A 26,057-nucleotide genomic window follows, 5' to 3' on the forward strand; every position below is an offset into this window, starting at 1 on the left:
CGCCAGGGTGATCAGGCCATGGTCGGCAACGTCACCCGGATCACCGTGCCCGTCGCATCGACGTCGATGCGCACCCGCTGGCCGAGGCGGAGCAGGCGCAGGCCGGAGGCGTCGAAGGCGCGGGCCGGGAAGGCCAGCTCGGTGCCGTCGTCGAGGAGCAGCACGCCGCTGCGGGTCGACGCGTCGTAGGTGGCCACCGTGCCCTGCATGCCAGCACCGTACACCCGGCGGGTCAGGCCGGGGCCGCGGCGGCGTCGGCCCCGAGGAGCGCCGCGGTGCGCGGGCCGAGGCCGAGCCGGGCGGCGGCGGCCAGGTCGTCCGCGGTGTCCACGTCCCGGCGCAGGCTGGGCCAGTCGCCGGCCAGCGGCAGCGCGCCGCTCGCCGCGTGCGCGGCCGCCGAGCCCACCCCGAACCGGGGCTCCAGCGGCACGCCCGCCGGGGCCGCGAGCAGCACCGTGCCGCCGCCCGGGGCGTCGGCCACGAACCGGCGTACCCCCGGCGGGCCGGCCGGGACCGCGGCGAGCGCCGCCGTCAGCTCGGCCGGGCGCAGCGCCGGCAGGTCGGCGGTGAGGCCCGCCACCCGGGCGTGCCGGCCGGCGGCCGCGGCGCCGTGCCGGAAGGCGGCGTTCAGCCCGGCGTCCGGCGTGTCCGGCACGATCCGGGCGCCCGCCGCGGCCAGCTCCGCCGCCGCGCGGGTGTCGTCGGTCACGACCAGCACCTCGACCACCGCCGGGGAGGCCAGCACCGCGCGGACCGTGTCGGCCGCCAGGGCCAGCGCCAACTCCTCATGGGGTACGGCCGGCAGCGCGCCCCGCAGGCGGCTCTTCGCCGCCGGGAGACGCTTCACCGGCACCACCACGGTCCAGGTCGGCTCAGCCACGTGACAATCCTGCCAGTCGGGCGGCGGTACCCTCACTGGCCGGACCCGGGGCGAGCAGGCATGATTTCGTCGCGGGACGTGGGCGCGCGGGTCGGGGCACGACGAGGAGGCACGGTGGGACGGCGAAGGCTGGGATTCTGGCAACGGTTCGCCGTGCTGCTGGTCAAGCCGGTGATGACCGTCTGGACCCGGCGCACCTGGCGGGGCGCGGAGGAGCTGAGCCGCCCCGGCGGCATCATCATCGTGCCGAACCACATCTCGCACGCCGACCCGCTGGTGGCCGCGCACTTCATCCACGACGCCGGGCGCTGGCCGCAGTTCCTGGGCAAGGCCAGCGTGTTCCGGGTCCCGGTGATCGGCTGGATCCTGCACCGGTGCCGGCAGATCCCGGTGGAGCGCGGCACCGTGGACGCGGTGAAGTCGCTGGACAAGCTGGTCGCCGCCCTGGCCGAGGGCGGCGCGGTGGTGATCTACCCGGAGGGGACCACCACCCGGGAGCCCGAGCTGTGGCCGATGAAGGGCAAGACCGGGGCGGCCCGGCTGGCGCTGGCCACCGGCGCGCCGGTGATCCCGCTGGCGATGTGGGGGCCGGAGCGGCTGTTCGACCCGCGGACCACCCGGTTCGGCCTGCGGCCCCGGATCCCGGTGACCGTGGTCGCCGGCCCGCCGGTCGACCTGAGCCGCTGGGCGGGCGCCACGCCGACCCGGGCGGTGCTGGAGGAGATGACCGACACGATCATGCTGCGGCTGCGCGACATGGTCGTGGAGATCCGCGGCGGCACACCCCCGCCGCTGTGGGAACGTCCCGCCCGTCCGCGTACTCCCGAGGGGACCGAATGAACCCGCTCAGCGCCGTGGTGCCGCCCGTCTGTGTCGTGGTGCCGCTCGGCGGCGTCGAGCGTGGGGAGGCGACGGCATGACCGGCCACGTGGCGGTGCTCGGCGCCGGGTCGTGGGGCACCGCGTTCGCCAAGATCCTCGCCGATGCCGGTCGGGACGTGACGATCCTGGCCCGGCGGCGGGCGGTCGCCGACGCGATCCGGTCCCAGCGGCACAATCCGGACTACCTGCCGGACGTGCGGCTGCCCGACCGGGTCACCGCGACCGGGGACGCCGAGGAGGCCATCGCCGGGGCCGAGATCGTGGTGCTCTCCGTCCCGTCGCAGACCCTGCGCGGCAACCTGGCCCAGTGGACCGGCCACCTCGACCCCGACGCCACGCTGGTCTCCCTGATGAAGGGGATCGAGCTGGGCACCACCAAGCGGATGAGCCAGGTGATCACGGAGACCGCCGGGGTACCCGCCGACCGGGTGGTGGTGGTCTCCGGGCCCAACCTGGCCCCCGAGATCGCCGCCGAGCAGCCGGCCGCGACCGTGGTCGCCGGCACCGACTCCCGGCGGACCACCCTGGTCCAGTCGTCGATCCGGACGCCGTACTTCCGGCCGTACACCAACGACGACGTGATCGGCTGCGAGCTGGGCGGGGCGGTCAAGAACGTGATCGCCCTGGCGTACGGCATCGCCACCGCGATGGGCTTCGGCGACAACACCCGGGCGATGCTGATGACCCGGGGGCTGGCCGAGACCGCCCGGCTGGGCGTGGCGCTCGGCGCGGACCCGATCACCTTCGCCGGCCTGGCCGGCATGGGTGACCTGGTCGCCTCCTGTTCGTCGCCGCTGGCCCGCAACCGCACCTTCGGCGAGCACCTCGGCCGGGGCGAGACGCTGGAGCAGGCGCAGGCCGCGACCCGGCAGACCGCCGAGGGCGTGAAGAGCTGCCTGGCCATCCGCGACCTGGCCCGGGCGCACGGGGTGGAGATGCCGATCACCGAGCAGATCGAGCGGATCTGCCACGAGGGGATGGACCCGCGGCTGGCCGTGGACGCCCTGATGAGCCGGACCGCCAAGCCCGAGTCGTACGAGTGAGGCGGCGATGACCGAGTTCCGCGACGGCACCCGCTGTGTGCACGCCGGGCTGCCCGCGCCGACGCCGGGGGAGCCGTTCCTGCCGGGACCGGTGTTCGCCGCGCCGTACCACCTGGACCCGTGGCAGGGGCCGGCGGCGACGCCGAACGGGTACGGGCGGCCGGACAACCCGACCCGCCGGCTGCTGGAGGCGGCGATCGGCGAGCTGGAGGGCGGCGACTGCCGGGTCTTCGCCAGCGGCCAGGCGGCCATCACCGGGCTGCTGCTGGCCCTGCTCCGCCCCGGCGACACCGTGCTCCTCCCCGCCGACGGCTACTTCCCGGTCCGCGCCTTCGCCACGAGCACGCTGCAGGGCATCGGCGTCCGCGTCGGCTTCGTGCCGACCGCCGGGCCGTACCCGTCGTTCGAGGGCGTCCGGCTGGTGCTGCTGGAGACCCCGGCGAACCCGGGCCTGGACGTGGCCGACGTGCCGGCGCTCGCCGCCCGGGCGCACGCCGCCGGCGCCCTGGTCGCGGTGGACAACACCACCGCCACCCCGCTCGGGCAGCGACCGCTGGAGCTCGGCGCCGACGTCGTGGTCGCCTCCGGCACCAAGGCGCTGACCGGGCACTCCGACCTGCTGCTCGGCTACGTGGTGACCCGCTCGGCCGAGCTGCTGGAGCCGGTCACCGCCTGGCGGACCACCACCGGCGCCGTGCCGGGGGCCTTCGACGCCTGGCTGGCCCACCGGTCCCTGGCGACGATGGACCTGCGGCTGGCCCGGCAGTCCGCCAACGCCGAGGCGCTCGCCCGGCTGCTCGCCGACCGCGCCGACGTGACCGGCCTGCGCTGGCCCGGGCTCCCCGGCGACCCGGCGTACCCGGTGGCCTCGGTGCAGATGCGCAGGATGCCCGGGGTGCTCTCGTTCGACCTGGGGGACGCCGACCGGGTGGCCCGCTTCCTCGACGCGGCCCGGCTGGTCGCCGCCGCGACCTCGTTCGGCGGCCTGCACACCACCGCCGACCGGCGGGCCCAGTGGGGCGACGACACCGCGCCCGGCTTCGTCCGGCTCTCCTGCGGCGTGGAGGACACCGCCGACCTGGTGGCCGACGTCGCCGCCGCGCTGGACGCGAGCGCCGGGGGCGGCCGGGCCGCGCCGGGCGGCGCGGCGGTCGCCGGCTGAGCTATCGTGACCCCGGCCCTGAGCCGTCCCGGCCCCGAGCGGGCCCCGACCGGAGGAGGTGAGACCGATCCACCAGACAGGACCGGCGCTCCCCTCCGCGTCCGCGTCGCCCGGGAAGTAGGCGACGCCGGGAGCGCCGACGAGCGTTCCCGGAGGTTCCCATGGCACCATCCCCGTTCTTTCCCGACCGTCCAGCCCTCGTCCGTCGGCTGCGCGCCGCCGGCTGCGTCTACGCCGAGGACGAGGCGGAGCTGCTGATCGACGCCGCCGACTCGGCCGAGGCGCTGGCCGACCTGGTCGACCGCCGGGTCGCCGGCCTGCCGTTGGAGCACCTGCTCGGCTGGGCCGAGTTCTGCGGCCTGCGGGTGGTCGTCGATCCCGGCGTCTTCGTGCCCCGGGGGCGGACCGCCCTGCTGGTCGCCGCCGCCACGGCGCTGGCCGGTCCCGCGCCGGCCGTGCTGGACCTCTGCTGCGGCTCCGGCGCCGCCGCCCTGGTGCTGCACGCCCGGCTCGCGCCCCGCTGGCTGGCCGCCGCCGACGTCGACCCGGCAGCGGTGGCCTGTGCCCGACGCAACCTCGCCCCGTTGGGCGTGCCGGTGTTCCAGGGCGACCTGTTCGCGCCGGTCCCGCCGGAGTGGCGCGGCCGGCTCGACCTGGTGCTGGCGAACGCCCCGTACGTGCCGAGCGGGGCGGTGGCGCTGATGCCGTCGGAGGCGCGGCTGCACGAGGCCCCGGTGGCGCTCGACGGCGGCGTGGACGGGCTGGCCGTGCTGCGCCGGGTGGCTGCCGGCGCGGCCGAGTGGCTCGCCCCGGGCGGGCACCTGGTGGTGGAGATCAGCGAGGGGCAGGTCGACGCGCTCTGCGCGGCGTTCGCCACCCTCGGCCTGGCGCCGACGGTCGTCCGCGACGAGGACCTCGACGCCACCGCCGTCACCGCGCGCCGACCCGGCTGAGCGGGCCACGGCGTCGGCTCGCGGTCGCCGCCGGCCCGCCGCCCGCCGCCCGCCGGGGGGTCGGTCGCGGTCCGCTCGTTGTCCGTCCGGTGTGGTGCGCGGCGTGGTGGGCCGGCGAGGTCGGGTCACCGGGGAATGGCGGGACGGTGAACGTGGAACTAGCCTCAGGTCGGGACGGGCTCGGCGGAGGGCGGTGGCGGGGTGGGCAGCGCGGGCGTGCCGGTGGTGGTGGGTCTCGACAACGGCGGGAACAGCAACAACGCGACCGTCCTGACCGTCGACGGCCGGTTCCTGGTGGACGGGCTGGTGGAGATACCGAGTGAGGTGCAGGCCGGCCCCGACGCGGCGATCGAGGCGCTGGCCCGGGCGCTGGACGGGGTGCTGGCGCTGACCGGCGTGCCCCGCGAGCTGGTCCGCGCGGTCGGCCTGGACACCCCGGGGCCGGCGAGCGCCACCGGGGTGATCTCGTCGCGCGGCTCGACCAACTTCTCGCAGCCGGAATGGCGGGGTTACGACGTGCGCGGCGCGCTGGAGCGCCGGCTCGGCCTCCCGGTGATCTACCACAACGACGGCAACGCGGCCGCCCTCTACGCACACCACGTGCACTTCGGCGCGGACGCGCTGCGCCGCTCCTCGGTCGCCGCCATCGTCGGCACCGGGCTCGGCGGTGGGGTGGTGGAGAGCGGTCGGGTGGTCGCCGGGGCCGCCGGCATGGCGGGGGAGTTCGGGCACGTGCACATCCCGCTGGACGGCCTGCTCGCGCCCCGTCAGTCGGTGCCCACCTGCGCCTGCGGCTTCAGCGGGGACGCGGAGAGCGTCGCCTCGCTGACCGCGATCGAGCGGAACCTGCTGCCGTACTGGCTGGGCCGGTATCCCGGGCATCCACTCGCGGCCGAGGAGCCGGGCCGGGCGGCGAAGCTCGTCCGCGGATACGGCGAGCGCGGCGACGCGTTGGCCCGGGAGGTCTTCGCCCAGCAGGCGATGGCGCTGGGCCGGCTCTTCACCATCGCGGCCAACTTCACCGACCCGCACGCGTACTTCGTCGGGGGTGGGGTGGTGGAGGCGGCGCCCGAGTTCCGCGACTGGTTCCTCGCCACGGTCGCGGAGCACGCCGTGCTCCGCGCCGAGCAGGCCGCCGTCGCCACCTTCGCGCTGGTGCCCGACCGGGACATGGCCGGGGCGCGCGGGGTGGCCATCGCGGCGCTGGAGACCCTGCGCGCGGGGGCACCGGCGGCCGGCCCGGTGGTCGCCGGCTGACCACCGCGACCGAGCTGAACGCCCACGCCACGGCCCGCCGGCCGGCAGCGGGTCAAGGTGATCGCGGTGGGCCGACGCCCGCCCGTCCGGGAGAGCGTCGGCTGAGCCGTCAGAGCAGCTTGCGCCGCTTCAGGTACGCCACCAGGTCGTCGTAGACGCCACCCTCGTTGGCGAACATGGCGACGTTGCGGGCGGTCGAGAGCCAGGGCCGGGTCGAGGGGCGGACCTCCTTCAGCGCCCGCTCCAGGTCCCGCTGCTCGATCATCCGGACCTCGCCGCTGCGTACCGAGTCGGCCATCGCGAACTCGGCGGCGGTCTCGCAGAGGTGGGCCAGGTCGGCGCCGGAGTAGTCCTCGCTCGCCGCGACCACCTTGCGCAGGTCGATGTTGGCGATCGGCCGCTGCCGCAGGTGGTACTCCAGGATCGCCGCGCGGGCCTCGGCGTCGGGCGGCAGCACCAGCACCACCCGGTCGAGCCGCCCCGGCCGGCGCAGCGCCGGGTCCACGTCCCACGGGGTGTTCGTCGCGGCCAGCACGAAGACCCCCTCGTTGTTGCCCTCCATGCCGTCCAACTCGGCCAGCAGCTGGTTGCCCAGCGTCCGCATCGAGCTCGACGAGACCTGCGAGCGCTTGTGGCCCAGGGCGTCGACCTCGTCGAGGAAGAGCACGCAGGGCGCGTTGCGCCGGGCCGCCTCGAACAGCTCGTGCAGGTTGCGCTCCGAGTTGCCGATCCACATGTCGAGCACGTCGACGATGGACAACGAGAGGAACTTCGCGCCCATCTCGCCGGCCACCGCCCGGGCGAGGAAGGTCTTGCCGCAGCCGGGCGGGCCGTAGAGCATCAGCCCGCCGCGCAGGCTCTTGCCGTACATCCGGCGCAGCTCCGGGTTGCGCAGCGGGCCGAGGAAGGCCAGCTCCAGGCGTTCCTTCACGGCCGTCATGCCGCCCACGTCGGCGAGCCGGACCGTGGAGGCCTCCACGTCGTACACCCGGTCGGCCTCGCCCACGACCGGTTCCGGCTCGTCGCCGGCCCGCGCGAAGCGCGGCGGCACGACGTCGGCCAGCTCCTGCTCGTACGCGGCCAGCGGGTCGTCCCCGGGCGCCGGCGGCTCGCCGGAGGCGGCGCGCGGCGCGGCCGGCGCCGCCGCCTCCGGCGCGGGCCCGCCCAGCGCCCGCTGCATCAGGGCCTGCGCCTGGTCGTTGCCCGGGTCCCGGGCGAGCGCCTGCCCGATCTGCGCGATCGCCTCCGCGCTCCGGCCGGAGTCCAGCAGCAGCCCGGCCAGGTGCAGGCGTAGGGGCAGGTCGTCCGGGCGGGCGTCGAGGGCGGCCAGCAGGCTGTCGATGAGGGGATCGGCGCTCATAGGACGAGGAGCGTAGTGCGCCGCCACCCCGCTCACCCTCCGGCCCGGCCCGCCGCCGGCCGCCCGGCGCGTCCCCGGATCCCCGCCCAGACCCGGTACGCGGCCAGCCCGGTGTGGTGGCCCAGCCGGACGAGGGTGACGCGGGCCAGTCGGGCCAGCAGGTTACGGCAGCGGATCGCGAAGGTGCCGAACGCGATCGCCGCCGCGAGCGCGCCGACCTGCTCGGCGAAGGAATCCGGGGGCGGGCGCCAGGCGTGCACGGTCAGCCCGACCGCGGCCGCGACGACCAGCACCGGCCACAGCGCCACCGCCGCCTCCCGGCGTTCCGCGCGCAGCCGCCACCGCACCGCCGCGGGCTGCGCCCGCCACCGGCGGAGGCTCAGCCAGCCGAAGGCCGTCAGGAGGAGGGCCGCCGAGGTGAGCGCCGCGCCGCGCCGCCACGGGCCCAGCGCCGCCCCCGCCACCTGGAGGAGCACCATGTGGGCCAGGGTCGCCGCCGCCAGCACGTCGAAGAGCCGCCACAGCACGGCTCGGGCGCTGCGCCCGTGCGCCGTACCGGACAAGCGGTTGTCCGGCGCGACGGCCAGCGCGGCGGTGAAGCCCCGCGCCGCGCGGCCCGTCCGCTCGCCCGCGAGATCCGCCAGCGCCAGGTTGTGCAGGGCGGCCTGGTTCGCCGGGTCGCGCGCCAGGGCCCGCCGGCAGGCGTGCCGGGCGGCGGCGAGGTCGCCGGTCCGCAGGTGGACCTGGGCGTCGACCACGTGCGCCTCCGCCTCCTCCGGCGCCAGCCGCAGCACGGTGTCCGCACTGACCCGGGCCCGGACCGACGACCAGACGCCCGGCCGTCGGGCCAGCACCTCGGCCAGCGTCGCGTGGGTCCGCCACTCCTGGGGTGCGACCGCCACGGCGGCCCGGGCGGCGGCCGTGGCGGCCCGCCGGCGCTTCAGGGTCAGCAACGCGTGGGCGCGCAGCCGCAGCGCCCACTCATGGTCGGGTGCGACCGCCAGGGCGCGGTCCGCGGCGTCGCGCATCCGGTGGCCGTCGCCGGCCAGGCTGTGGCACTGGGCCAGCAGGCAGAGCGCGTCGACGTCGTCCGGCCGGTCCCGCAGGACGGCGGTCAGCTCGACGATGGCGTCCGCCCAGCGGCCGACCGCCAGCAGCGCCCGCGCGCGCTCGACGCGGCTCTCCTGCGGTCCCGTGGTCCACCTCCGTCGTCCGGCCCATCACCCTAGTGGCGGGCGTGACGGGCTGATGCCCCGAGCGGCGGTTACTCCCCGTATACGATGAGTTGACCGGTTGCGCTGCCCCGGCTGGGCTCACCGGGTATCGGCTTCGGGTTCTCGCAACGCACAGTAAGGTCAATCGGGTGAGCGCCACCGGCGAGCACGGCCAGCCGCAGTCGCGAGCGAAGAGGTGACCTCGAGTGACCACCCCAGGCAAGACCCGTGTGGCGATCGTGTTCGGCGGACGCAGCCCCGAGCACGGCATCTCCTGCGTCAGCGCCGGCAGCGTGCTGGGCGCCCTCGACCCGGACGAGTTCGAGGTGGTGCCGGTCGGCATCACCCGGCAGGGCCAGTGGGTGCTGACCAGCGGCGACCCGAGCCAGCTGTCGATCCAGGCGCGCAAGCTGCCGGAGATCACCGCCGCCGCCGGCACCGCTCTCGTGCTGCGCGCCGAGCCGACCGCGGGCGGCCTGATGGTGCTCGACCCGACCGAGGGCCCGCGCGCGCTGGCGGACGTGGATGTGGTCTTCCCGGTGCTGCACGGGGCGTACGGCGAGGACGGCACCATCCAGGGGATGCTGGAGATGGCCGACATCCCGTACGTCGGGGCGAACGTCTTCGCCTCCGCCGCCGCCATGGACAAGGAGTTCACCAAGAAGCTCTGCGTGGCCGAGGGCATCCCGGTCGGCCCGTACGTGGTGCTGCGCAACGGGATGACGCTGAGCGAGGCGGACAAGGAGCGGTTGGGGCTGCCGGTCTTCGTCAAGCCGTCCCGCGCCGGCTCGTCCTTCGGCATCACCAAGGTCGACGACTGGGCGCAGCTCGACGCGGCGGTCGCCACGGCCCGCGAGATCGACACCAAGGTGCTGGTCGAGGCCGCGGTCGTCGGCCGGGAGATCGAGTGCGGCGTGCTGGAGGGCGAGGCCGGCGGCGCGCCGGAGGCGTCCGTGCTGGCCGAGGTGCGCATGGTGGGCGACCACGGCTGGTACGACTTCGAGGCGAAGTACATCTACGCCGACGAGGTCTGCGAGTACGACGTCCCGGCCAACCTGCCCGAGCGGGTCACCCGGCAGGTCCAGGAGTACGCCACCCGGGCCTTCACCGCGCTGGACTGCTCCGGCCTGGCCCGGGTCGACTTCTTCGTCACCCCGGAGCTGGACGTCTACCTCAACGAGATCAACACGATGCCCGGCTTCACCCCGACGTCGATGTTCCCGCGGATGTGGGCGGCCAGCGGCCTGGAGTACCCGAAGCTGGTCAACCGCCTGATCCGTACCGCCCTGCACCGCCACGCCGGCCGCTGACCGGCCCGGTCGAGGGCTCGCCACAGCAGCGACGGCACCGCCTCCCCGTGCCGGGAGGCGGCACCGTCCGGCAAGCTGGGCGGATGCCGCGGGGAGCCCGCGGCGCGCGGGTCAGGCGGTGCAGCCGGCGGGAGCGGACTTCGCCGAGGGGACCGCGGCGACGATGGTGTCGGAGATCGGGCTGACCCACTGCAGCGGCTGCTCGTACTGCCGGGGCACCCGGACCCGGACCGGGGTCTCCCGGTCGACGGTGGTCAGCACGGTGGCGTCGGCCTCCTGCACCGCGTGCCAGCAGACCTTGTTGACCGACCACACCTCGTCGGTGGGCTGGACGATCGGCGGCGTGCCACCGCAGGCGACGGTCAGCGCCGGGTCGCCGTACGCGGCGTTCTGCTCGGGGCCGGCGGTGACCGGCCGCTGGGCCAGGTCGCGTACCCGCTCCGGCAGCTGCGACACCAGGGCGCGGCAGACCGTCGCGGGCCGCTCGGCCAGCGTCGGGGCGGGCAGCTCGACCGCGGCGGTGGACTGCGGCCGGGCGGCGGTCGCCGAGGGGCGCGGCGCGACGGCCGGCTCGTCCGGGGCGAGCTTCGCGAAGGTGAAGCCGGCCACCGCCACGGTCACCGGCAGCGCGATCAGCGTGGCCACCAGCGCGGCACGGCGGGTGGTCCGGTCCGCGCGCGGCGCCTCGTCGGCCGGGCGGGACTCCTCGGGAGCGGGGGAGACAGTGATCTCGTCCACTTACAGGCGCACCACCGAACACGTGAGGGTGCGGGTGATGCCAGGCACCAGCTGCACCTTGCTGACGATGAGTTTGCCGAGCTCGTCGACGCTGTTCGCCTCGGTGAGGACGACCACGTCGTACGGCCCGGTGACGGCGTCGACCCGCACCACGCCGGCAAGGTCCGCGATCAGACCGGCCACGTCACGCGCCCGCCCGACCTCGGTCTGGATGAGGATGTACGCCTGTACCACGACTCGACCTCCGTCCGTCGCCGCCTGGGGCGGCCCGAAGGGTGAAACTACCTTACGGAGCAGGCCTGATCCCTATCGGTCGCCGGCTGGACGCGGTGAGCGAGGGCACGCCCGCCGGAGCAGACTGCCGGGTGGCCCGGGTGTGGGACGAGTGGATGCGACGAGGGGACGGCGATGACGGTCGCGGGTGTCGGGGAGTTCGGGCTGATCGACCGGGTCACCGCCCGGTTGACGTACGGGGAGAGCTGCCTGCTCGGCCCCGGTGACGACGGGGCGGTGGTGGCGGCGCCGGACCGGCGGGTGGTGGCCTCGACGGACGTGCTGGTCGAGGGGCGGCACTTCCGCCGGGACTGGTCGACCGCGCGGGACGTGGGGCACCGGGCGGCGGCGGCGAACCTGGCCGACATCGCGGCGATGGGCGCCACCCCGACCGCGCTGCTGGTCGCCCTCTGCATGCCGGCGGATCTCGACACGAGCTGGGCGGAGGAGCTGGCCGACGGACTGGGCGCGGAGGCGGCCCGGGTCGGCGCGAGCGTGGTCGGCGGGGACATGTCCGCCAGTCCCACGCTGACCATCGCGGTCACCGCCCTCGGCGACCTGGCGGACCGGCCGCCGGTGGTCCGCTCCGGGGCGCGGCCCGGCGACGTGGTGGCCCTGGCCGGGCGGACCGGCTGGGCGGCGGCCGGCTACACCGTGTTGTCCCGCGGCTTCCGGACGCCCCGGCTGCTGGTGGAGGCGTTCCGGCGGCCCGAGGTGCCCTATCCGGCCGGCCCGGAGGCCGCCGCGCTCGGCGCCACCGCCATGATCGACGTGTCGGACGGGCTGCTTGCCGACCTGGGCCACGTGGCGAAGGCCAGCGGAGTCGCCGTCGACCTGCGGCGGGACGCCTTCGAGGTGCCCCGGCAGATGCGGGACGCGGCGCAGGCGCTCGGCGTCGACCCGTACGCCTGGATCCTCACCGGGGGCGACGACCACGCCCTGGCCGCGACCTTCCCGCCGGCGGTGGCGCTGCCGGAGCGGTGGCGGCCGATCGGGCGGGTGGCCGAGGGGACGGGGGTGACCGAGGGGGCGGGGGTGACCGTGGACGGCGTGGCGTACGCCGGGCCGGCCGGCTGGGACCACTTCCGCTGACGGTGCCGCCCGCCGGGAACATGGCGCCGCGGTCCCGGCAAGTACGGGTATGACCATGCCCACGACAGCCACCTCCGGGGCGGACCCCGCTGACCTGGCGGGCCTCTTCGACCGGTACGCCCGCGACCTGTTGCGGTACTGCACCCGCCGGGTCGGCGAGCAGCTCGCCGAGGACGTGGTGGCGGAGACGTTCCTGGTGGCCTACGAGCGCCGGGACCGGTACGACCGCAGCCGCGGCGAGCTGCTGCCCTGGCTCTACGGCATCGCCACCAACCTGCTGCGGCGGCACCGTCGGGTGGAGGTCCGGGCACTGCGGCTGACCGCCCGGGACGAGTCGGCTACCGAGGGCCCGTCCCGGCGGACCGCTGAGCGGGTGGACGCGGCGCGGACCGTGGCCCGGCTGTCCGGGGTGCTCGCCGGGCTGCCCCAGCGACAGCGCGACGTGCTGCTGCTCTACGCCGTCGCCGAGCTGGAGTACGCCGAGATCGCCGCCGCCCTCGACATCCCGCTGGGCACGGTCCAGTCCGCCCTGCACCGGGCCCGGACCAAGGTCCGGGCCGCCCTGGCAGCCGAAGGAGACGCCCGATGAGCCGCACCGAACCCGACCTGGTGGCGGTCCGGGACCTGCCGCCCGGCCGGCCGGAACCGACCGACGAGTCGGTCAGCCGTACCTGGTACACGATCATCCACCGGCTTTCCGACCGCCGGCTGCGGTCACGCCGCTGGCTGGTCCCCGTGACCGCCGCCGCTGTGGTCGCCGCGCTCGTGGTCGGCGCAGTGACCCTGTTCGCCCCCGATCGGACGCCGCCCGCGCCGCTGAACCCGCGGCAGGTGATGGACCGGCTGATCGACAAGGCCGCCCGGATCGAGCCGGTCGAGGTGCCCCCGGGGCAGCTCCTGTACGTTCGGGCCGAGAACACCCAGCGGCCGGGCCGGGCCGTTCCGGGCACAACCGAGACCTGGTTCGACGGCCAGACGGTCATGCCGCTCCGTGTGCGGGTCGACGGCACGGACACCTCCGTCGACGGACCAGACAAGCCGGGCAGTACGGCGGAGGACAACCGGAACATCGTCGCGGCCGGCGGCAACTGGTACTTCCCGACCCCCGGCTGGTTGGCCCGCGCGCCGACCGAGCCGGCCGCGCTCTTCGCCCAGCTGGGCAAGGAGTCGTTCGGCGCGTTTACCGACTCGCGCCCCGAACGGGAGTGGGAGGTCATCGCGATCCTCGCGGGCCTGCTGTCCCGGGCGGAACCCCGACTCTCGCCCGAACTACGGGTCGGGCTCTACCGGCTGATCGCCGACCTGGACGGCCTCGTCGCGTCGGAGGTCACCGTCGACGGCCGGCGCTGCTGGGCTGTCGGGCTAACGACCGACACGTCCGGCGGCACGGCCGCGCTCCTGTTCGACCAGGGCAGCGGCCGGGTCATCGGCAAACGGGACGTCCAGCGGCAGGGGCCGGGCCCCGGCGCGCCGGCGCCGAGCGGCGGGCCCACCTCGGTCCAGGAGACCCGCTGGACGTTCGCGGTGGTACCGGACACCAACCGGACGGAGTGATCTGCGACCGAACGGGGACGGCCGGCCCCGGTCCCGGGCCGGCCGCGGTCGTACCCTTCATCCGTGAGTGAGATCGAGATCCGGGCGCAGCGCTTCGACGCGCCCGAGTCGCAGGCGTTGATCCGGGCGGCCCTGGCCGACCTCGGCGAGCGGTACGGCGGCAGCGGCGACGACACCCCGGTGGACGCGGCGGAGTTCGAGCCGCCGGCCGGCGCGTTCCTGGTGGCCTACCTCGGCGGGGAGCCGGTGGGCTGCGGGGGCTGGCGCGGCCACGGCGACGACGGGGAGGCGGCGGAGCTGAAGCGGATGTACACGGCGCCGGTGGCCCGGGGTCGGGGCGTGGCCCGGGCGGTGCTGGCCGCGGTCGAGCGGTCGGCCCGGGAGCAGGGCCGCAAGCGGATCATCCTGGAGTGCGGCGACAAGCAGCCCGAGGCGATCGCCATGTACACCTCGGCCGGGTACGAGCGGATCCCGAACTTCGGCTTCTACCAGGACGCCCCCGGCTGCCTCTCCTTCGGCCGCACCCTCTGAACCTGGTCCGGCGGGTGCGTGGCGCCTCGGTCGTCGCGCACCCGGCCGGCGTCACCGTGCCCGGACACGACAGAACCGGCGGACCGTGACGGCCCGCCGGTGCTGGGTGGTACGTGAAGCTGGAGGCTTACCGCGTCAGGCGCGGGTGACCTTGCCGGCCTTGATGCAGGAGGTGCAGACCTGCAACTTCTTGGTGGTGCCGCCACCGGCCGGGGTACGCACCGACTGGATGTTCGGGTTCCAGCGGCGGTTGGTCCGCCGGTGCGAGTGGGACACGTTGTGGCCGAAGCCCGGTCCCTTGCCACAGACGTCGCACACGCTAGCCACGGGATACTCCTGGGATTGAAACGTTCATGAGGTCGCCGCCAGGCGCTGCCCGGGCAACCTGGTCAGGTTACCCGATGACCCGCCGGTACGCCCAACCGGCCCGGTCGGCGGCGGCTCGGGCCTGCCCAGCGTACCGGTGCCGGAGGCGGGCCGGCCGGCGGGCCGGGCCGGTGGACACGCCGGTGGGGGCCGGCCGACCCCGGCGTCTGTCGGTGCGCGCCAGTAGGCTTCTCGCCGTGCTGGACACCCTCGACGCCGCCGCGGTGCGCCGCTGGTGCGCGAGCGGGCTGGCCGCCCTGCGCCGGCACCAGGGTGAGATCGACGACCTCAACGTCTACCCGGTCCCGGACGGCGACACGGGCACCAACCTGGTGCTCACCCTCACCTCCGCCCAGCAGGCGCTGGCGATGGACCTGGACACCCTCCCCGACGACGGCCACACCCCGCACGGGCACGCGCTGCGGCTGATGGCCCGGGGGGCGCTACTCGGGGCCCGCGGCAACTCCGGGGTGATCCTGTCGCAGATCCTGCGCGGCTTCGCCGACGCGCTGGCCGCCGCGCCGGCGGTCCGCGGCCGCCAGCTCGCCGCCGCGCTCGCCGACGCGGCCACCGCCGCCTACGGGGCGGTCGCCCGGCCGGTCGAGGGCACCCTGCTCAGCGTGGTCGCCGCCGCCGCGCGCGCGGCCGAGCAGGAGGACAGCGACGACCTGCGGGTGGTGGCCCGGGCGGCGGCCGGCGGGGCGGCGCGGGCGCTGGCCCGCACCCCGGAGCAGCTGCCGGCGTTGGCCCGGGCCGGGGTGGTGGACGCCGGCGGGCGCGGGCTCTGCGTGCTGCTGGACGCGCTGGTCGAGGTGATCACCGGGGAGAGCCCGCAGGAGCCGGCGCCCGCGCCGGCCGCGGTCCGTCCGCCGGCCACGGCCGTCCGGGAGACCGGCTCCCCGGAGTACGCGTACGAGGTGCAGTTCCTGCTCGACGCCGGGGCCGAGGCGGTGGCGCGGCTGCGCGCCGAGCTGGACGCGCTGGGCGACTCGCTGGTGATCGTCGGCGACGGCGGTCCCGGCGGCGGCACCTGGAACGTGCACGTGCACGTCAACGACGTGGGTGCCGCGGTCGAGGCGGGGGTGGTCGCCGGCCGGCCGCACCGGATCTCGGTGACCCGCTTCGCCGACCAGGTGGCGCCGGCCGCCCGCCCGCCGGCCCTGCTGTCCGACGGTCGGGCGGCCGTGGTGGTGGCGGCCGGCGCCGGCATCGCCGAGCTGTTCGGCGCGGAGGGCGCCACCGTGGTGCCGGGCAACCCGTCCACCGGCGAGCTGCTGGACGCGATCCGGGCCACCGGCGCCGCCCGGGTGGTGGTGCTGCCCAACGACCCCAACACCCAGTCGGTGGCGAGCGCCGCCGCCAAGGAGGCCCACCGGCTCGGCGTCAAGGTCAGCGTGGTGCCGACCCGGTCCCCGGTGCAGGCGCTGGCCGCCCTCGCCGTCCGGGACCCGGGCCGGCGGTTCGAGGACGACGTGATCGCCATGGCCGAGGCGGCCGGCGCCTGCCGGTACGCCGAGGTCTGCCACGCCAGCCGGGAGGCGCTCACCGTCGCCGGGCCGTGCCGGCCGGGCGATGTGCTGGCGCTGGTCGAGGGGGAGGTGCACCTGATCGGCGCGGACCTGGTCGACACCTGCACCGCCGTGGTGGACCGGATGCTCGGCGGCGGCGGCGAGCTGGTCACCCTGCTCTGCGGGGCGGACGCCCCGGCCGGGCTGGCCGACCGGGTACGCGAGCACGTGGAACGGGCCTGGCCGTTCGTCGAGGTGCAGGCGTACGAGGGCGGGCAGCCGCACTATCCGCTGCTGGTGGGGGTGGAATGACGAGCGAGCCGTCCACGGTGGACACGCCGCTGAAGAAGCTGGTCGGGGAGAAGACCGCGAAGGCCCTGGCGAGCCATCTGGACCTGCACACCGCGGGCGACCTGATCTACCACTTCCCCCGCCGGTACGACGAGCGCGGCGAGCACACCGACATCCGTTCGCTGGACGTGGGCGAGCAGGTGACCGTCCTGGCCCAGGTGCAGCGCACCGCGGTCCGGCCGATGCGGCAGCGGCGGGGCAACCTGCTGGAGGTGACCGTCGGCGACGGCTCCGGCGGGTTGCTCACCCTCACCTTCTTCGGCAACCAGGCCTGGCGGGAGCGGGAGCTGCGCCCCGGCCGGTGGGGGCTGTTCGCCGGCAAGGTCACCGAGTTCCGGGGCAAGCGGCAGCTCAACGGCCCGGAGTACGTCCTGCTCGGGGAGGGCGGTGACGGCGAGGCGGCGGCCAACGAGGAGGTCGAGGAGTTCGCCGGCGCGCTCATCCCGGTGTACCCGGCCGCCGCCGCGGTGCCCACCTGGGTGATCGCCCGCTGCGTGCGGGTGGTGCTGGACACCTTCACCCCGCCGGAGGATCCGCTGCCGGCGACCGTCCGGGCCGCCCGCAACCTGGTCGGCATCGACGTCGCGCTGCGCGAGATCCACCGACCGTCCAGCAAGGAGGATCTGTACCGGGCCCGGCGCCGGCTCAAGTGGGACGAGGCGTTCGCGGTGCAGCTCACCCTGGTGCAACGCAAGCACCGGGCGGCCGACTGGCCGGCGAAGTCCCGGCCGGCGCGGGCCGCCGGGCTGCTCGACGCGTTCGACGCCCGGCTGCCGTACGAGCTGACGCCCGGCCAGCGGACCGTCGGCGCGGAGGTCGCCGCCGACCTGGCCACCGCGCACCCGATGCACCGGCTGCTGCAGGGCGAGGTCGGCTCGGGCAAGACGGTGGTCGCGCTGCGGGCCATGCTCCAGGTGGTCGACGCCGGTGGTCAGGCGGCCCTGCTCGCCCCGACCGAGGTGCTCGCCGCCCAGCACTACCGGGGCATGCTCGACCTGCTCGGCCCGCTCGCCCGGGCCGGCGAGCTGGGCGCCGCCGACGGCGCCACCCGGGTGGAGCTGGTCACCGGTTCGCTCGGCGCGGCGGCCCGGCGGCGGGCGCTGGCCGAGGTCGCCGAGGGCCGGGCCGGCATCGTGCTGGGCACCCACGCGCTGCTCTACGAGGGGGTCGACTTCGCCGACCTGGGCCTGGTGGTCGTCGACGAGCAGCACCGCTTCGGCGTGGAGCAGCGGGACGCGCTGCGCGCCAAGGCCGACCAGCCGCCGCACGTGCTGGTGATGACGGCCACCCCGATCCCGCGCACGGTCGCCATGACCGTCTACGGCGACCTGGAGATCTCCACCCTCTCCCAGCTTCCGCAGGGCCGTTCGCCGATCGCCTCGCACGTGGTGCCGGCCGCGGAGAAGCCCGCCTTCCTCGACCGGGCCTGGCGCCGGCTGCGCGAGGAGGTCGCCGCCGGCCACCAGGCGTACGTGGTCTGCCCGCGGATCGGTGAGGGCCCCGCGTCCGAGGAGGAGCCGCCGCGCGAGGACGACAGCGGGCGGCGGCCGCCCCTCGCCGTGACCGAGGTCGCCCCGCTGCTCGCCGAGGGCCCGCTGCACGGGCTGCGGATCGGGGTGCTGCACGGCCGGCTGCCCGCCGACGAGAAGGACGCGGTGATGCGCTCGTTCGCCGCCGGCGACCTGGACGTGCTGGTGGCCACCACCGTGGTCGAGGTCGGCGTCGATGTGCCGAACGCGACCGTGATGATCGTGCTCGACGCGGACCGGTTCGGCGTCTCCCAGCTGCACCAGCTGCGCGGCCGGGTGGGCCGTGGTTCCGCCGCCGGACTCTGCCTGCTGGTGAGCGAGGCGGTGGAGGGTTCCTCGGCCCGGGAGCGGCTGGACGCCGTCGCCTCCACCACGGACGGCTTCAAGCTCGCCGAGCTGGACCTGGAGCAGCGCCGGGAGGGCGACGTGCTGGGCGCGACCCAGTCCGGGCGCCGCTCCCACCTGCGGCTGCTGTCGCTGCTGCGGGACGCCGACCTGATCCGGGACGCCCGGGCCGAGGCGATCGCCCTGGTCGAGGAGGACCCGGAGCTGACCCGGCATCCGGCGCTGGCCGCCTCGGTCGCCGCCCTGGTCGACGAGGAACGCGCGGAGTACCTGGAGAAGGGCTGAGCGCCCCCGTCGGCCCGCCCCACCCCTTCCGTCACGGGCGGACTCGGCGCGCGAGCTTCACCCCACCTCCGCGACGTGGCGGTGTCGCGGCGGCGAGGAAACCGCCAGCTCCGCGATCCGGAGTGGAATACCATCCCGGACACTCGTACGTCGGCGGTGCGGGTGACGGCTGCGGGCGGCCAGGCAGGGGGCCGAGCGGGGCGGCGGGGGCCGCGCGGCGTGGGTAGCGGACCGGTGTGGGTGGTGCGCTCCTGTGGAGCTGATGACGTCAACGACTCAGGGCGCGCGCCGTCCAGGTGATTCGTTTACAACATCAGGTTCGTAGCGAGCGTGGACCGCACCCGCGCGCCGGGAACGCCGCCGTGGTCGACGAGCTGACCGGCCGGCTCGGCGAGTGCGGTGGCCCGGCGGTGCGGCGGGCAGTGCGTCGGTCGCAGCGGCGCGACAGTGCGGCCGGCGGTGCGGCCGTGGCGGGCGACGGCACGGACGGGGACAGCACGAGGGCGCGCCGACCGACTGGTCGACGCGCCCTCGTCAGTTGCGGTGGATCAGGCGGTGAAGCGGACCCGACGACGTCGCGCCACGACGAAGAGCACCGCGCCGGCCGCCAGCAGCGCCGCCGCGCCGCCGGCGATCAGGCCGGCCGGCGCACCGGTCTTCGGCAGCGTCGGCCCACCGGCGCCACCACCCTCGGGCGGCGCGCTGGGGCTGGAACGGGTGCACTTCGTCGGCTTCTTCCAGGCGACCGGCGAGGCGTCGTCCAGGCCGTCGGCCCTGGGGGCGACGGTCAGCCCCTCGAAGGCCTTGAACGTCGCGGTCTTGGTCTCGCCCGGCTTCACGACCAACGTCTGCGCGTCGCCCTTGTTCGGAGTGAGCGTGACGGTGACGGTCTTGCCGTCCTTCGGGTTCTCGATCTGGAAGATCAGCGCGTCGCAGGTGGACTGGTAGCTGCCGATCGGCTCACCCGGCTCGACGCAGTCCTTGGCCTCGGCGGGCTTGTCGTCGAAGATGGGCGCCTTCTGCCCGGCCTCGGTCACGGTGATCTTGGCGGCGTTGCGGGCCGGCACTGTGATCGTGGTGTCCTTGCCGGCCGCGACGGTCGCGGTCTTCGTGAAGCCGTCGGTGCCGGTGACGGTGAACGCGGCGTCCTTGGTGGCCTCGGCGCCGTTCTCCAGCTTCACCGCGACGTCGCCCTCGCAGTCCGCGGTCACGGTGGCCTTCGGGTTGGCGGCAGCCGGCGGGGCGGTCACCACCTTGTCGCAGCTCTCGCTGAACTTGATGGACGCGCTGCTGTCGTCCTTCTCGTTGTACCCGTTGTCCCACCGCGCCTTCACGGTCAGCGAGGCCTCGGTGGCGTCGCCCGAGAGGCGGGCCTTGCCGACCACGGGCTCCGACACGCTGTGCGGGTAGGTGTCGCCCTCGCTCACCGCGATGCCGTCGATGGTGAACGGGGTGGCGTTCCCGTTCACCACGCTGGTGGCCTCGGCCTTGGTGAACTGGTAGTTGTTCACGCCCTCGGGGGCGTAGCTGTTGACGGTCCAGGTCGTGACCCACTCGCCGGCGGCGGTGTCGCACTGCGCGGTGACCTTGACCTCGCTGTGGTGCGCGCTGGCCGGGCTGGCCAGAGTCAGGGCGCCGGCGATGCCGATCAGCGCGCTTGCGGTCACCGCCATGACATGGCGGTACGGGGATTTGAGACGGTTCACGCCTTCTCCTGACGAGGGATTTCGGGGATGGCCCCGGGAGGCGGAACGATCACCACCTGCCGTCCGGCAAGACCTGTTCCGGCGCCCTCCCGGCGCTGCGTGCCGGTTGCGGAGCGCGGCACGCCGGGCGACTTTATCGATGAGTTGTGAATCCGGGACGGCCGCGAGGCCACTTAACGATGATGTTGTCCATTTGAGATCATTGATGGACTCTCCGTGTCGGGCAGATCACGACATCCGCTCCGCCCCGCCGGTCATCGTTCGGTGGTTCGCCCCGCTCGACCGTCGCGTAGCGTCAGCACCATGTGCAGGAGCAGACGGTGACCCGGATCGTGGCCGGGACGCTCGGCGGCCGACGCCTCGCCGCGCCGCCCGGCGCCAGCACCCGGCCCACCTCCGACCGGGTCCGGGAGGCCCTGTTCAGCGCGGTCCAGGCCGAGATGGACCTGGTCGGGGCCCGCTTCGCCGACTTCTACGCGGGCTCCGGCGCGGTCGGGCTGGAGGCGCTGTCCCGGGGCGCCGAGCACGTGCTGCTGGTCGAGTCCGACCCCCGGGCCGCCCGGGTGATCCGGGAGAACGTCGCCGCGCTGCGGGCCGCCCCGGCCGCCCGCCTGGTCACCGGCAGGGTGGCCACCGTGCTCGCGGCCGGACCCGACGGTGACCCCTACGACGTGGTCTTCGCCGACCCGCCCTACGCCGTACCGGACGAGGAGATCACCGCGATGCTTGCCGCGCTGGTCGACGGCGGCTGGCTGGCCGCGGACGCCCTGGTGGTCGTCGAGCGGTCCAGCCGCACCGGACCGGTCACCTGGGTGGAGGGCGTCACGGCGGAGCGCAGCCGCCGTTACGGCGAGACCACCCTTTGGTACGGTCGCCGATCATGAGACGTGCGGTCTGTCCCGGCTCCTTCGATCCGGTCACCAACGGACACCTCGACATCATCGGCCGGGCCAGCCGGCTCTTCGACGAGGTGATTGTCGGCGTGCTGATGAACCAGGCGAAGCAGGGCCTGTTCACCGTCGAGGAGCGGATCGAGATGCTCCGCGAGGTGACCTCCTCGTACGACAACGTGCGGGTGGAGTCGTTCCGCGGGTTGCTGGTCGACTTCTGCCGGGCCCAGCGGGCGAGCGTGCTGATCAAGGGCCTGCGGGCGGTCAGCGACTTCGACTACGAGCTGCAGATGGCCCAGATGAACATCGGCCTGGCCGGCGTGGAGACGCTCTTCATGCCGACCAACCCGCTCTACTCGTTCCTCTCCTCCAGCCTGGTCAAGGACGTCGCCAAGTGGGGTGGGGACATCTCGTCGCACGTGCCGGACGTGGTCCGCGAGCAGCTGCGCGCCCGGCTGACCCCGGGGCAGCCCGGCTGACCCGACCGCCCGGGCGGCCCGGCGCGACGCGCCGGGCCGGCGCGGATGGGCCACCTGTCGCCCGCGCACGACATCATTGGTGGAGCGGGAACCCGGCCGCAGCCCGCATCATGTAGGTCGGCCGAAGAACGACAGGAGTGAGGTACCGGTGGACCCGCTCGATCGCATCGACGAACTGATCGCCCTGGTGGAGCAGGCCCGCTCCGTCCCGATGTCGCGCAACAACTGCATGGTCGACCGGGGCGAGATGATCGGCGCCCTCGACGAGCTGCGCGCCGAACTCCCCGCCGACCTGCGCCGGGCCGCCGCGCTGCTGGAGGAGCGCGACAAGATCATGGAGGCCGGCAAGCGGGAGGCCGACCGGATCATCAGCGAGGGTGAGGCGGAACACGCCCGCCTGGTCTCGGTGAACGAGATCACGGTCTCCGCGGAGCACGAGGGCGCCCGGATCATCGCCGAGGCCCGCGCCGAGGCCCAGCGCCTCCGTGACGAGGTGGACGACTACGTCGATACCGCCCTGGCCAACTTCGAGCAGTTCCTCACCAGGGCGCTCGCCTCGATAGAGCGCGGCCGGGACAAGATGCACGCGCTGCGGGAGATCGGCACCTTCGCGGGCGACGAGGCGGATCGCCCGCTACCCTTCTGAGCGGCACCCCGGCAGCCGACAGGCGGGGTGCGCCCCGCCCCCGGTTCGACGGTCGGGTGCTCGTCCAGGTAACCTTTTTTGTCGGCCTCTCACCGGCCGGAGTCTGACTATGCCCAAACACTCGCCTTCATCACTCAACCCCAGGTCGCCGCTGGTCCTCGACACGAGGGACCTGCCGCGTCGGCCTGGTGCGTTGCGTACGGTCAAGCGGGTCGTGCCGGCACCGGCGGACCTCGGCGTGGAGTTGATCGGCGTGCCGGAGGGCGCGGACCTCGACCTCGACCTGAGGTTGGAGTCGGTGTCCGAGGGCGTGCTCGTCTCCGGGACCATCAGTGGCCCCGTCAAGGGCGAGTGCGGCCGTTGCCTGCGTGAGATCAACGACTCGATGGTCGTGAACGTCCAGGAGCTGTACGCGTACGAGAACAGCACCACGGACACCACGACCGACGAGGACGAGGTGGGCCGGATGCAGGACGATCTGATCGACCTGGAGCCGGCGCTGCGGGACGCGGTGGTGCTCACACTGCCGACCAACCCGCTCTGCCGGGAGGACTGCCCAGGGCTGTGCCCCGAATGCGGGGTGCACTGGGACGATCTGCCGGCCGATCACAGCCATCAGCAGATCGACCCGCGTTGGGCGGGCCTGTCGCAACTGACCCGTACAGAGGAGTAAGAACCGTGGCCGTCCCGAAGCGCAAGATGTCGCGCAGCAACACCCGGTCCCGCCGGGCGAACTGGAAGGCGGCCGTGGTCGCGACCGTGGCCTGCCCGCAGTGCAAGTCGCCGAAGCTGCCGCACGCCGCCTGCTCCGTCTGCGGCACCTACAACGGCCGCCAGGTTCTCGAGGTCTGACCTGGACGCCGAGTGACGCCCCCGACCGCGGGTCGGGCGGCGCGCGCACCCTGGCAAACGCCCGGTGCCCCGGCTCCCTCAGCCGCCGGCCGTGCAGCGGCCGGCGTTCCGGTGGAGCCGGGCACCGCGCGGATCGCCGTTGACCTCCTCGGCGGGGACGACGCTCCCGCCGTCGTGGTTGACGGCGCTCTGCGGGCCGTGCGTGCCGACCCTGACCTGCATCTGCTGCTCGTCGGTCCGACCGAGGTCGCCGGCGGGCTGATCGACGCCCTCGATCCGGCGCAGCGCGCCCGGATCGCGGTCCGGCCGGTCCGGACCGCGGTCGGCATGGCCGACGACCCCACTTCCGCCCGCGAGCACAGCACCGTCCGCGCCGCCGTCCACGCGGTACGCGAGGGGCTCGCGGACGCGCTCGTCTCCGCCGGTTCGACCGGCGCCACCGTCACCGCCGCCGCGCTCGGCTTCGGGCGTTGGTCCGACGTCCGCCGGCCGGCCCTGGTGGCCACCCTGCCCGCGGTCGCCGGCCCGGTGGTCCTCCTCGACGTGGGCGGCTCCCTGGAGCCCCGCCCGGCCACCCTCGCCCGGCACGCCGTCCTCGGCGCGGCCTACGCCGCCGTGGCGCACGGCGTCGCCGAGCCCCGGGTCGGCCTGCTCTCGGTCGGTACCGAGGCGGGCAAGGGCGACCGGCTGCGCCGGGCCGCCGACCCCGTGCTGGCCGCGACGCCGCTGCCCTGCGGCGCCCGCTACGTCGGCCTGGTCGAGGGGTACGACGTCTCCCTCGGCGTCCGCGCCGACGTGGTGGTCACCGACGGCTTCACCGGTAACGTGCTGCTCAAGGCGATCGAGGGCGCGTACGCGATGGCCGGCGGTCCCCCTGCCAGCGGCGGCGCCCCCCGGGCGGCCGCCCTGCTCGGCGTGGCCGGCACGGTGGTCGTGTGCCACGGCGCGGCCCGGCCCGACGACGTCGCCTCCGGCATCGCCCTCGCCGCCCACCTGTGGCGGCGGGGGGCCACCGACCTGATCTCCGGCCTGCTCGACGGCATTCCGCAGGATCCCGCACACAGCAACGAGGTAGTGCAATGACCAACGACAAGCGGCGGCGTGCTCCCATCGGTCACCTGGAGGCGGCCTTCGGGGTCTCGCTCGACCCGGAACTGCTGGAGCGCGCGCTGACTCACCGTTCGTACGCGTACGAGAATGGCGGCCTGCCCACCAACGAGCGGTTGGAGTTCCTGGGCGACTCGGTGCTCGGCGTGGTGATCACCACGGCGCTCTTCCAGAACCACCCGGACCTGCCCGAGGGGCAGCTCGCCAAGCTGCGGGCCAGCGTGGTGAACATGCGCGCCCTCGCCGACGTGGCCCGCGGCCTCGGGCCGGACGGGCTCGGCGCGTACCTGCTGCTGGGCAAGGGCGAGGAGAGCACCGGCGGCCGGGACAAGGCGAGCATCCTGGCGGACACCCTGGAGGCGCTGCTCGGCGCGATCTACCTCCAGTACGGCCTGGACACGGCGGCGATCGTGATCCACCGGCTCTTCGACCCGCTGATGGCCGAGTCGGCCGGCCGGGGCGCGGCCCTGGACTGGAAGACCAGCCTGCAGGAGCTGACCGCCGCGCTGGGGCTGGGCGTTCCGGAGTACCGGATCGAGGGCACCGGCCCGGACCACCTGAAGACCTTCACGGCCTGGGTGGTGGTGGCCGGCAACCGGTACGGCGGCGCCGAGGGCCGGAGCAAGAAGGAGGCCGAGCAGCGGGCCGCCGAGTCGGCCTGGCGGATGCTGACCGAGCAGGCCGAGGCGGACGCGGCGGCCGGCGACGGCGCGCCGGGCGACGCCGGGAGTGAGACCGCCGAGGCGGGCGCCGGCCGTGCCTGAGCTGCCCGAGGTCGAGACGGTCCGGCAGGGGCTGGCCCAGTGGGTCATCGGCCGCCGGATCACCTCGGTGGAGGTGCGCCACCCCCGCGCGGTGCGCCGGCACACCCCGGGCGGCGGGCACTTCGCCGACGTGCTGGCCGGCCGGACGGTGACCGACGTCCGGCGCCGGGGCAAGTACCTCTGGCTGCCGCTGGACAGCGGCGACGCGCTCATCGGCCACCTCGGCATGTCCGGCCAGCTGCTGCTCCAGCCGGTCGGCGCGGCCGACGAGCTGCACCTGCGGGTCCGGTTCCGGTTCGCCGACGACGGTCCGGAGCTGCGCTTCGTCGACCAGCGCACGTTCGGCGGGCTCTCCGTGTCGGAGGGCGGCGCGGAGCTGCCCGTCGAGATCGCGCACATCGCCCGGGACCCGATGGACCCGGAGTTCTCCGACGCCGAGTTCGTGGCGGCGCTGCGCCGGCGGCGTACCGAGGTGAAGCGGGCGCTGCTCGACCAGACCCTGATCTCCGGGGTCGGCAACATCTACGCCGACGAGGCGCTCTGGCGGGCGAAGCTGCACGGCGCCCGCCCCACCGACGCGCTGACCGGCCCGGCCGCGCAGCGGCTGCTCGAACACGTCCGGGACGTGCTCGGTGAGGCGATCAAGCAGGGCGGCACCAGCTTCGACGAGCTGTACGTCAACGTCAACGGCGAGAGCGGCTACTTCGACCGGTCGCTGAACGCGTACGGTCGGGAGGGCGAGCCCTGCCGGCGGTGCGGGGCGCCGATCCGGCGCGAGGCGTTCATGAACCGCTCGTCGTACAGCTGCCCGCGCTGCCAGCCGCGGCCCCGGGGCGCCCTCCGGGGATGACCCCGAGGCGGTTCGGGGTTGCGCCGGTGTGCCTCGTCCGGCCGCTCCCGGCGCGTCCCCGGGTCGTACCCTGAAAAGCCCCTTCTGTCCGATTGGCCGACCCGTTCCGGGCCGGCCGGCCGGTGCTCGCC

The 26,057-nt window shown here is 75.0% G+C and carries 28 protein-coding genes; 20 read left to right on the plus strand and 8 right to left on the minus strand.

Going from position 1 to position 26,057, the window contains the following annotated elements; all coding sequences use genetic code 11:
• Positions 1-11: 11 nt before the first annotated feature.
• Positions 12-209, minus strand: a complete 198-nt coding sequence (locus tag EV384_RS11575; RefSeq protein WP_130332808.1) for a cold-shock protein — start codon at positions 207-209, stop codon at positions 12-14.
• 23 nt (positions 210-232) lie between these two features.
• The gene (gene cofC, locus EV384_RS11580; RefSeq protein ID WP_207232294.1) at positions 233-880 is read right to left on the minus strand and encodes a 2-phospho-L-lactate guanylyltransferase; all 648 of its coding nucleotides are present in this window, start codon (positions 878-880) and stop codon (positions 233-235) included.
• Positions 881-994: 114 nt separating this feature from the next.
• Here cofC and EV384_RS11585 point away from each other — a divergent pair, with 114 nt between their 5' ends.
• The 5 genes from EV384_RS11585 (at position 995) to EV384_RS11605 (ending at position 6,176) form a co-directional block, all read left to right on the plus strand.
• Positions 995-1,720 carry a lysophospholipid acyltransferase family protein gene (locus EV384_RS11585; RefSeq protein ID WP_130332812.1) on the plus strand — a complete coding sequence of 242 codons (726 nt, stop codon included), beginning with the start codon at positions 995-997 and terminating at the stop codon, positions 1,718-1,720.
• A gap of 76 nt (positions 1,721-1,796) precedes the next feature.
• Positions 1,797-2,804, plus strand: a complete 1,008-nt coding sequence (locus EV384_RS11590) for an NAD(P)H-dependent glycerol-3-phosphate dehydrogenase (RefSeq protein WP_130332814.1) — start codon at positions 1,797-1,799, stop codon at positions 2,802-2,804.
• A 7-nt stretch (positions 2,805-2,811) separates the two neighbouring features.
• Positions 2,812-3,966: a cystathionine gamma-lyase gene (locus EV384_RS11595; RefSeq protein WP_130332816.1), complete on the plus strand. Its 1,155-nt coding sequence runs from the start codon at positions 2,812-2,814 to the stop codon at positions 3,964-3,966.
• A gap of 161 nt (positions 3,967-4,127) precedes the next feature.
• Positions 4,128-4,919, plus strand: coding sequence for a putative protein N(5)-glutamine methyltransferase (locus EV384_RS11600; RefSeq protein WP_130332818.1), 792 nt, complete (start codon positions 4,128-4,130; stop codon positions 4,917-4,919).
• A 201-nt stretch (positions 4,920-5,120) separates the two neighbouring features.
• Positions 5,121-6,176, plus strand: coding sequence for an ROK family protein (locus EV384_RS11605; protein WP_130332820.1), 1,056 nt, complete (start codon positions 5,121-5,123; stop codon positions 6,174-6,176).
• 109 nt (positions 6,177-6,285) lie between these two features.
• On the opposite strand, the gene EV384_RS11610 is transcribed toward EV384_RS11605, so the two are convergent.
• Both EV384_RS11610 and EV384_RS11615 read right to left on the minus strand, forming a co-directional pair.
• Positions 6,286-7,536 carry an ATP-binding protein gene (locus EV384_RS11610; protein WP_130332822.1) on the minus strand — a complete coding sequence of 417 codons (1,251 nt, stop codon included), beginning with the start codon at positions 7,534-7,536 and terminating at the stop codon, positions 6,286-6,288.
• A 32-nt stretch (positions 7,537-7,568) separates the two neighbouring features.
• On the minus strand, positions 7,569-8,564 hold the full coding sequence (locus EV384_RS11615; protein WP_130332824.1) for a tetratricopeptide repeat protein: 996 nt from the start codon (positions 8,562-8,564) through the stop codon (positions 7,569-7,571).
• A 392-nt stretch (positions 8,565-8,956) separates the two neighbouring features.
• Here EV384_RS11615 and EV384_RS11620 point away from each other — a divergent pair, with 392 nt between their 5' ends.
• On the plus strand, positions 8,957-10,060 hold the full coding sequence (locus EV384_RS11620; protein ID WP_130332826.1) for a D-alanine--D-alanine ligase family protein: 1,104 nt from the start codon (positions 8,957-8,959) through the stop codon (positions 10,058-10,060).
• 111 nt (positions 10,061-10,171) lie between these two features.
• On the opposite strand, the gene EV384_RS11625 is transcribed toward EV384_RS11620, so the two are convergent.
• Both EV384_RS11625 and EV384_RS11630 read right to left on the minus strand, forming a co-directional pair.
• Positions 10,172-10,798: a DUF3515 family protein gene (locus tag EV384_RS11625; RefSeq protein WP_165439920.1), complete on the minus strand. Its 627-nt coding sequence runs from the start codon at positions 10,796-10,798 to the stop codon at positions 10,172-10,174.
• Entirely contained in the window at positions 10,799-11,032 is a 234-nt protein-coding gene (locus tag EV384_RS11630; protein WP_130332828.1) for an Lrp/AsnC ligand binding domain-containing protein, read from the minus strand.
• A gap of 174 nt (positions 11,033-11,206) precedes the next feature.
• On the opposite strand from EV384_RS11630, the gene EV384_RS11635 reads away from it, so the two are divergent.
• From EV384_RS11635 to EV384_RS11650, 4 genes are all read left to right on the plus strand, one after another.
• On the plus strand, positions 11,207-12,163 hold the full coding sequence (locus EV384_RS11635; RefSeq protein ID WP_130332830.1) for a thiamine-phosphate kinase: 957 nt from the start codon (positions 11,207-11,209) through the stop codon (positions 12,161-12,163).
• Positions 12,164-12,218: 55 nt separating this feature from the next.
• A complete protein-coding gene (locus EV384_RS11640) occupies positions 12,219-12,752 on the plus strand; it encodes an RNA polymerase sigma factor (protein WP_207232295.1) in 534 nt (177 codons plus the stop codon).
• Positions 12,749-13,717 (plus strand): hypothetical protein, encoded by a 969-nt coding sequence (locus EV384_RS11645; RefSeq protein ID WP_130332835.1) that lies wholly within the window; start codon positions 12,749-12,751, stop codon positions 13,715-13,717. Before EV384_RS11640 ends, EV384_RS11645 begins: the two co-directional genes overlap by 4 nt.
• A 63-nt stretch (positions 13,718-13,780) precedes the next feature.
• The gene (locus EV384_RS11650; protein WP_130332837.1) at positions 13,781-14,248 is read left to right on the plus strand and encodes a GNAT family N-acetyltransferase; all 468 of its coding nucleotides are present in this window, start codon (positions 13,781-13,783) and stop codon (positions 14,246-14,248) included.
• Between the two features lie 135 nt (positions 14,249-14,383).
• On the opposite strand, the gene rpmB is transcribed toward EV384_RS11650, so the two are convergent.
• Positions 14,384-14,575, minus strand: coding sequence for a 50S ribosomal protein L28 (rpmB, locus tag EV384_RS11655; protein ID WP_013284551.1), 192 nt, complete (start codon positions 14,573-14,575; stop codon positions 14,384-14,386).
• Between the two features lie 236 nt (positions 14,576-14,811).
• Here rpmB and EV384_RS11660 point away from each other — a divergent pair, with 236 nt between their 5' ends.
• A complete protein-coding gene (locus EV384_RS11660) occupies positions 14,812-16,434 on the plus strand; it encodes a DAK2 domain-containing protein (RefSeq protein ID WP_130332839.1) in 1,623 nt (540 codons plus the stop codon).
• Complete coding sequence (recG, locus tag EV384_RS11665) at positions 16,431-18,632, plus strand: ATP-dependent DNA helicase RecG (RefSeq protein ID WP_130332841.1); 2,202 nt, start codon at positions 16,431-16,433, stop codon at positions 18,630-18,632. Before EV384_RS11660 ends, recG begins: the two co-directional genes overlap by 4 nt.
• Positions 18,633-19,180: 548 nt before the next feature.
• On the opposite strand, the gene EV384_RS11670 is transcribed toward recG, so the two are convergent.
• Positions 19,181-20,305, minus strand: coding sequence for an LPXTG cell wall anchor domain-containing protein (locus EV384_RS11670; RefSeq protein WP_242624020.1), 1,125 nt, complete (start codon positions 20,303-20,305; stop codon positions 19,181-19,183).
• A 353-nt stretch (positions 20,306-20,658) separates the two neighbouring features.
• Here EV384_RS11670 and rsmD point away from each other — a divergent pair, with 353 nt between their 5' ends.
• The 8 genes from rsmD (at position 20,659) to mutM (ending at position 25,926) form a co-directional block, all read left to right on the plus strand.
• The gene (gene rsmD, locus EV384_RS11675) at positions 20,659-21,222 is read left to right on the plus strand and encodes a 16S rRNA (guanine(966)-N(2))-methyltransferase RsmD (protein WP_130332845.1); all 564 of its coding nucleotides are present in this window, start codon (positions 20,659-20,661) and stop codon (positions 21,220-21,222) included.
• Positions 21,219-21,707: a pantetheine-phosphate adenylyltransferase gene (coaD, locus tag EV384_RS11680; RefSeq protein WP_130332847.1), complete on the plus strand. Its 489-nt coding sequence runs from the start codon at positions 21,219-21,221 to the stop codon at positions 21,705-21,707. The genes rsmD and coaD overlap by 4 nt, the downstream gene beginning before the upstream one ends.
• 148 nt (positions 21,708-21,855) lie before the next feature.
• Positions 21,856-22,353, plus strand: coding sequence for an SPFH domain-containing protein (locus EV384_RS11685; RefSeq protein WP_130332849.1), 498 nt, complete (start codon positions 21,856-21,858; stop codon positions 22,351-22,353).
• A gap of 109 nt (positions 22,354-22,462) precedes the next feature.
• Positions 22,463-23,026, plus strand: a complete 564-nt coding sequence (locus EV384_RS11690) for a YceD family protein (RefSeq protein WP_130332851.1) — start codon at positions 22,463-22,465, stop codon at positions 23,024-23,026.
• Between the two features lie 5 nt (positions 23,027-23,031).
• Positions 23,032-23,205 (plus strand): 50S ribosomal protein L32, encoded by a 174-nt coding sequence (gene rpmF / locus EV384_RS11695; protein WP_088646032.1) that lies wholly within the window; start codon positions 23,032-23,034, stop codon positions 23,203-23,205.
• 111 nt (positions 23,206-23,316) lie between these two features.
• A complete protein-coding gene (locus EV384_RS11700) occupies positions 23,317-24,288 on the plus strand; it encodes a phosphate acyltransferase PlsX (RefSeq protein ID WP_130332853.1) in 972 nt (323 codons plus the stop codon).
• Complete coding sequence (gene rnc / locus EV384_RS11705) at positions 24,285-25,076, plus strand: ribonuclease III (protein WP_130332855.1); 792 nt, start codon at positions 24,285-24,287, stop codon at positions 25,074-25,076. The genes EV384_RS11700 and rnc overlap by 4 nt, the downstream gene beginning before the upstream one ends.
• Entirely contained in the window at positions 25,069-25,926 is an 858-nt protein-coding gene (gene mutM, locus EV384_RS11710; RefSeq protein WP_130332857.1) for a bifunctional DNA-formamidopyrimidine glycosylase/DNA-(apurinic or apyrimidinic site) lyase, read from the plus strand. The genes rnc and mutM overlap by 8 nt, the downstream gene beginning before the upstream one ends.
• Positions 25,927-26,057 lie beyond the last annotated feature (131 nt).

The sequence above is a fragment of the Micromonospora kangleipakensis genome, from assembly GCF_004217615.1.
Lineage (GTDB): Bacteria > Actinomycetota > Actinomycetes > Mycobacteriales > Micromonosporaceae > Micromonospora > Micromonospora kangleipakensis.

Coding starts and splice junctions, on each gene's coding strand:
- EV384_RS11615 (WP_130332824.1), bottom strand. CDS start 8,564: ATGCGCGACGCCGCGGACCGCGCCCTGGCGGTCGCACCCGACCATGAG.
- EV384_RS11640 (WP_207232295.1), top strand. CDS start 12,219: ATGCCCACGACAGCCACCTCCGGGGCGGACCCCGCTGACCTGGCGGGC.
- rnc (WP_130332855.1), top strand. CDS start 24,285: ATGACCAACGACAAGCGGCGGCGTGCTCCCATCGGTCACCTGGAGGCG.
- recG (WP_130332841.1), top strand. CDS start 16,431: ATGACGAGCGAGCCGTCCACGGTGGACACGCCGCTGAAGAAGCTGGTC.
- EV384_RS11635 (WP_130332830.1), top strand. CDS start 11,207: ATGACGGTCGCGGGTGTCGGGGAGTTCGGGCTGATCGACCGGGTCACC.
- EV384_RS11600 (WP_130332818.1), top strand. CDS start 4,128: ATGGCACCATCCCCGTTCTTTCCCGACCGTCCAGCCCTCGTCCGTCGG.
- coaD (WP_130332847.1), top strand. CDS start 21,219: ATGAGACGTGCGGTCTGTCCCGGCTCCTTCGATCCGGTCACCAACGGA.
- EV384_RS11645 (WP_130332835.1), top strand. CDS start 12,749: ATGAGCCGCACCGAACCCGACCTGGTGGCGGTCCGGGACCTGCCGCCC.
- EV384_RS11670 (WP_242624020.1), bottom strand. CDS start 20,305: ATGGCGGTGACCGCAAGCGCGCTGATCGGCATCGCCGGCGCCCTGACT.
- EV384_RS11690 (WP_130332851.1), top strand. CDS start 22,463: ATGCCCAAACACTCGCCTTCATCACTCAACCCCAGGTCGCCGCTGGTC.
- EV384_RS11610 (WP_130332822.1), bottom strand. CDS start 7,536: ATGAGCGCCGATCCCCTCATCGACAGCCTGCTGGCCGCCCTCGACGCC.
- EV384_RS11575 (WP_130332808.1), bottom strand. CDS start 209: ATGCAGGGCACGGTGGCCACCTACGACGCGTCGACCCGCAGCGGCGTG.
- EV384_RS11595 (WP_130332816.1), top strand. CDS start 2,812: ATGACCGAGTTCCGCGACGGCACCCGCTGTGTGCACGCCGGGCTGCCC.
- EV384_RS11590 (WP_130332814.1), top strand. CDS start 1,797: ATGACCGGCCACGTGGCGGTGCTCGGCGCCGGGTCGTGGGGCACCGCG.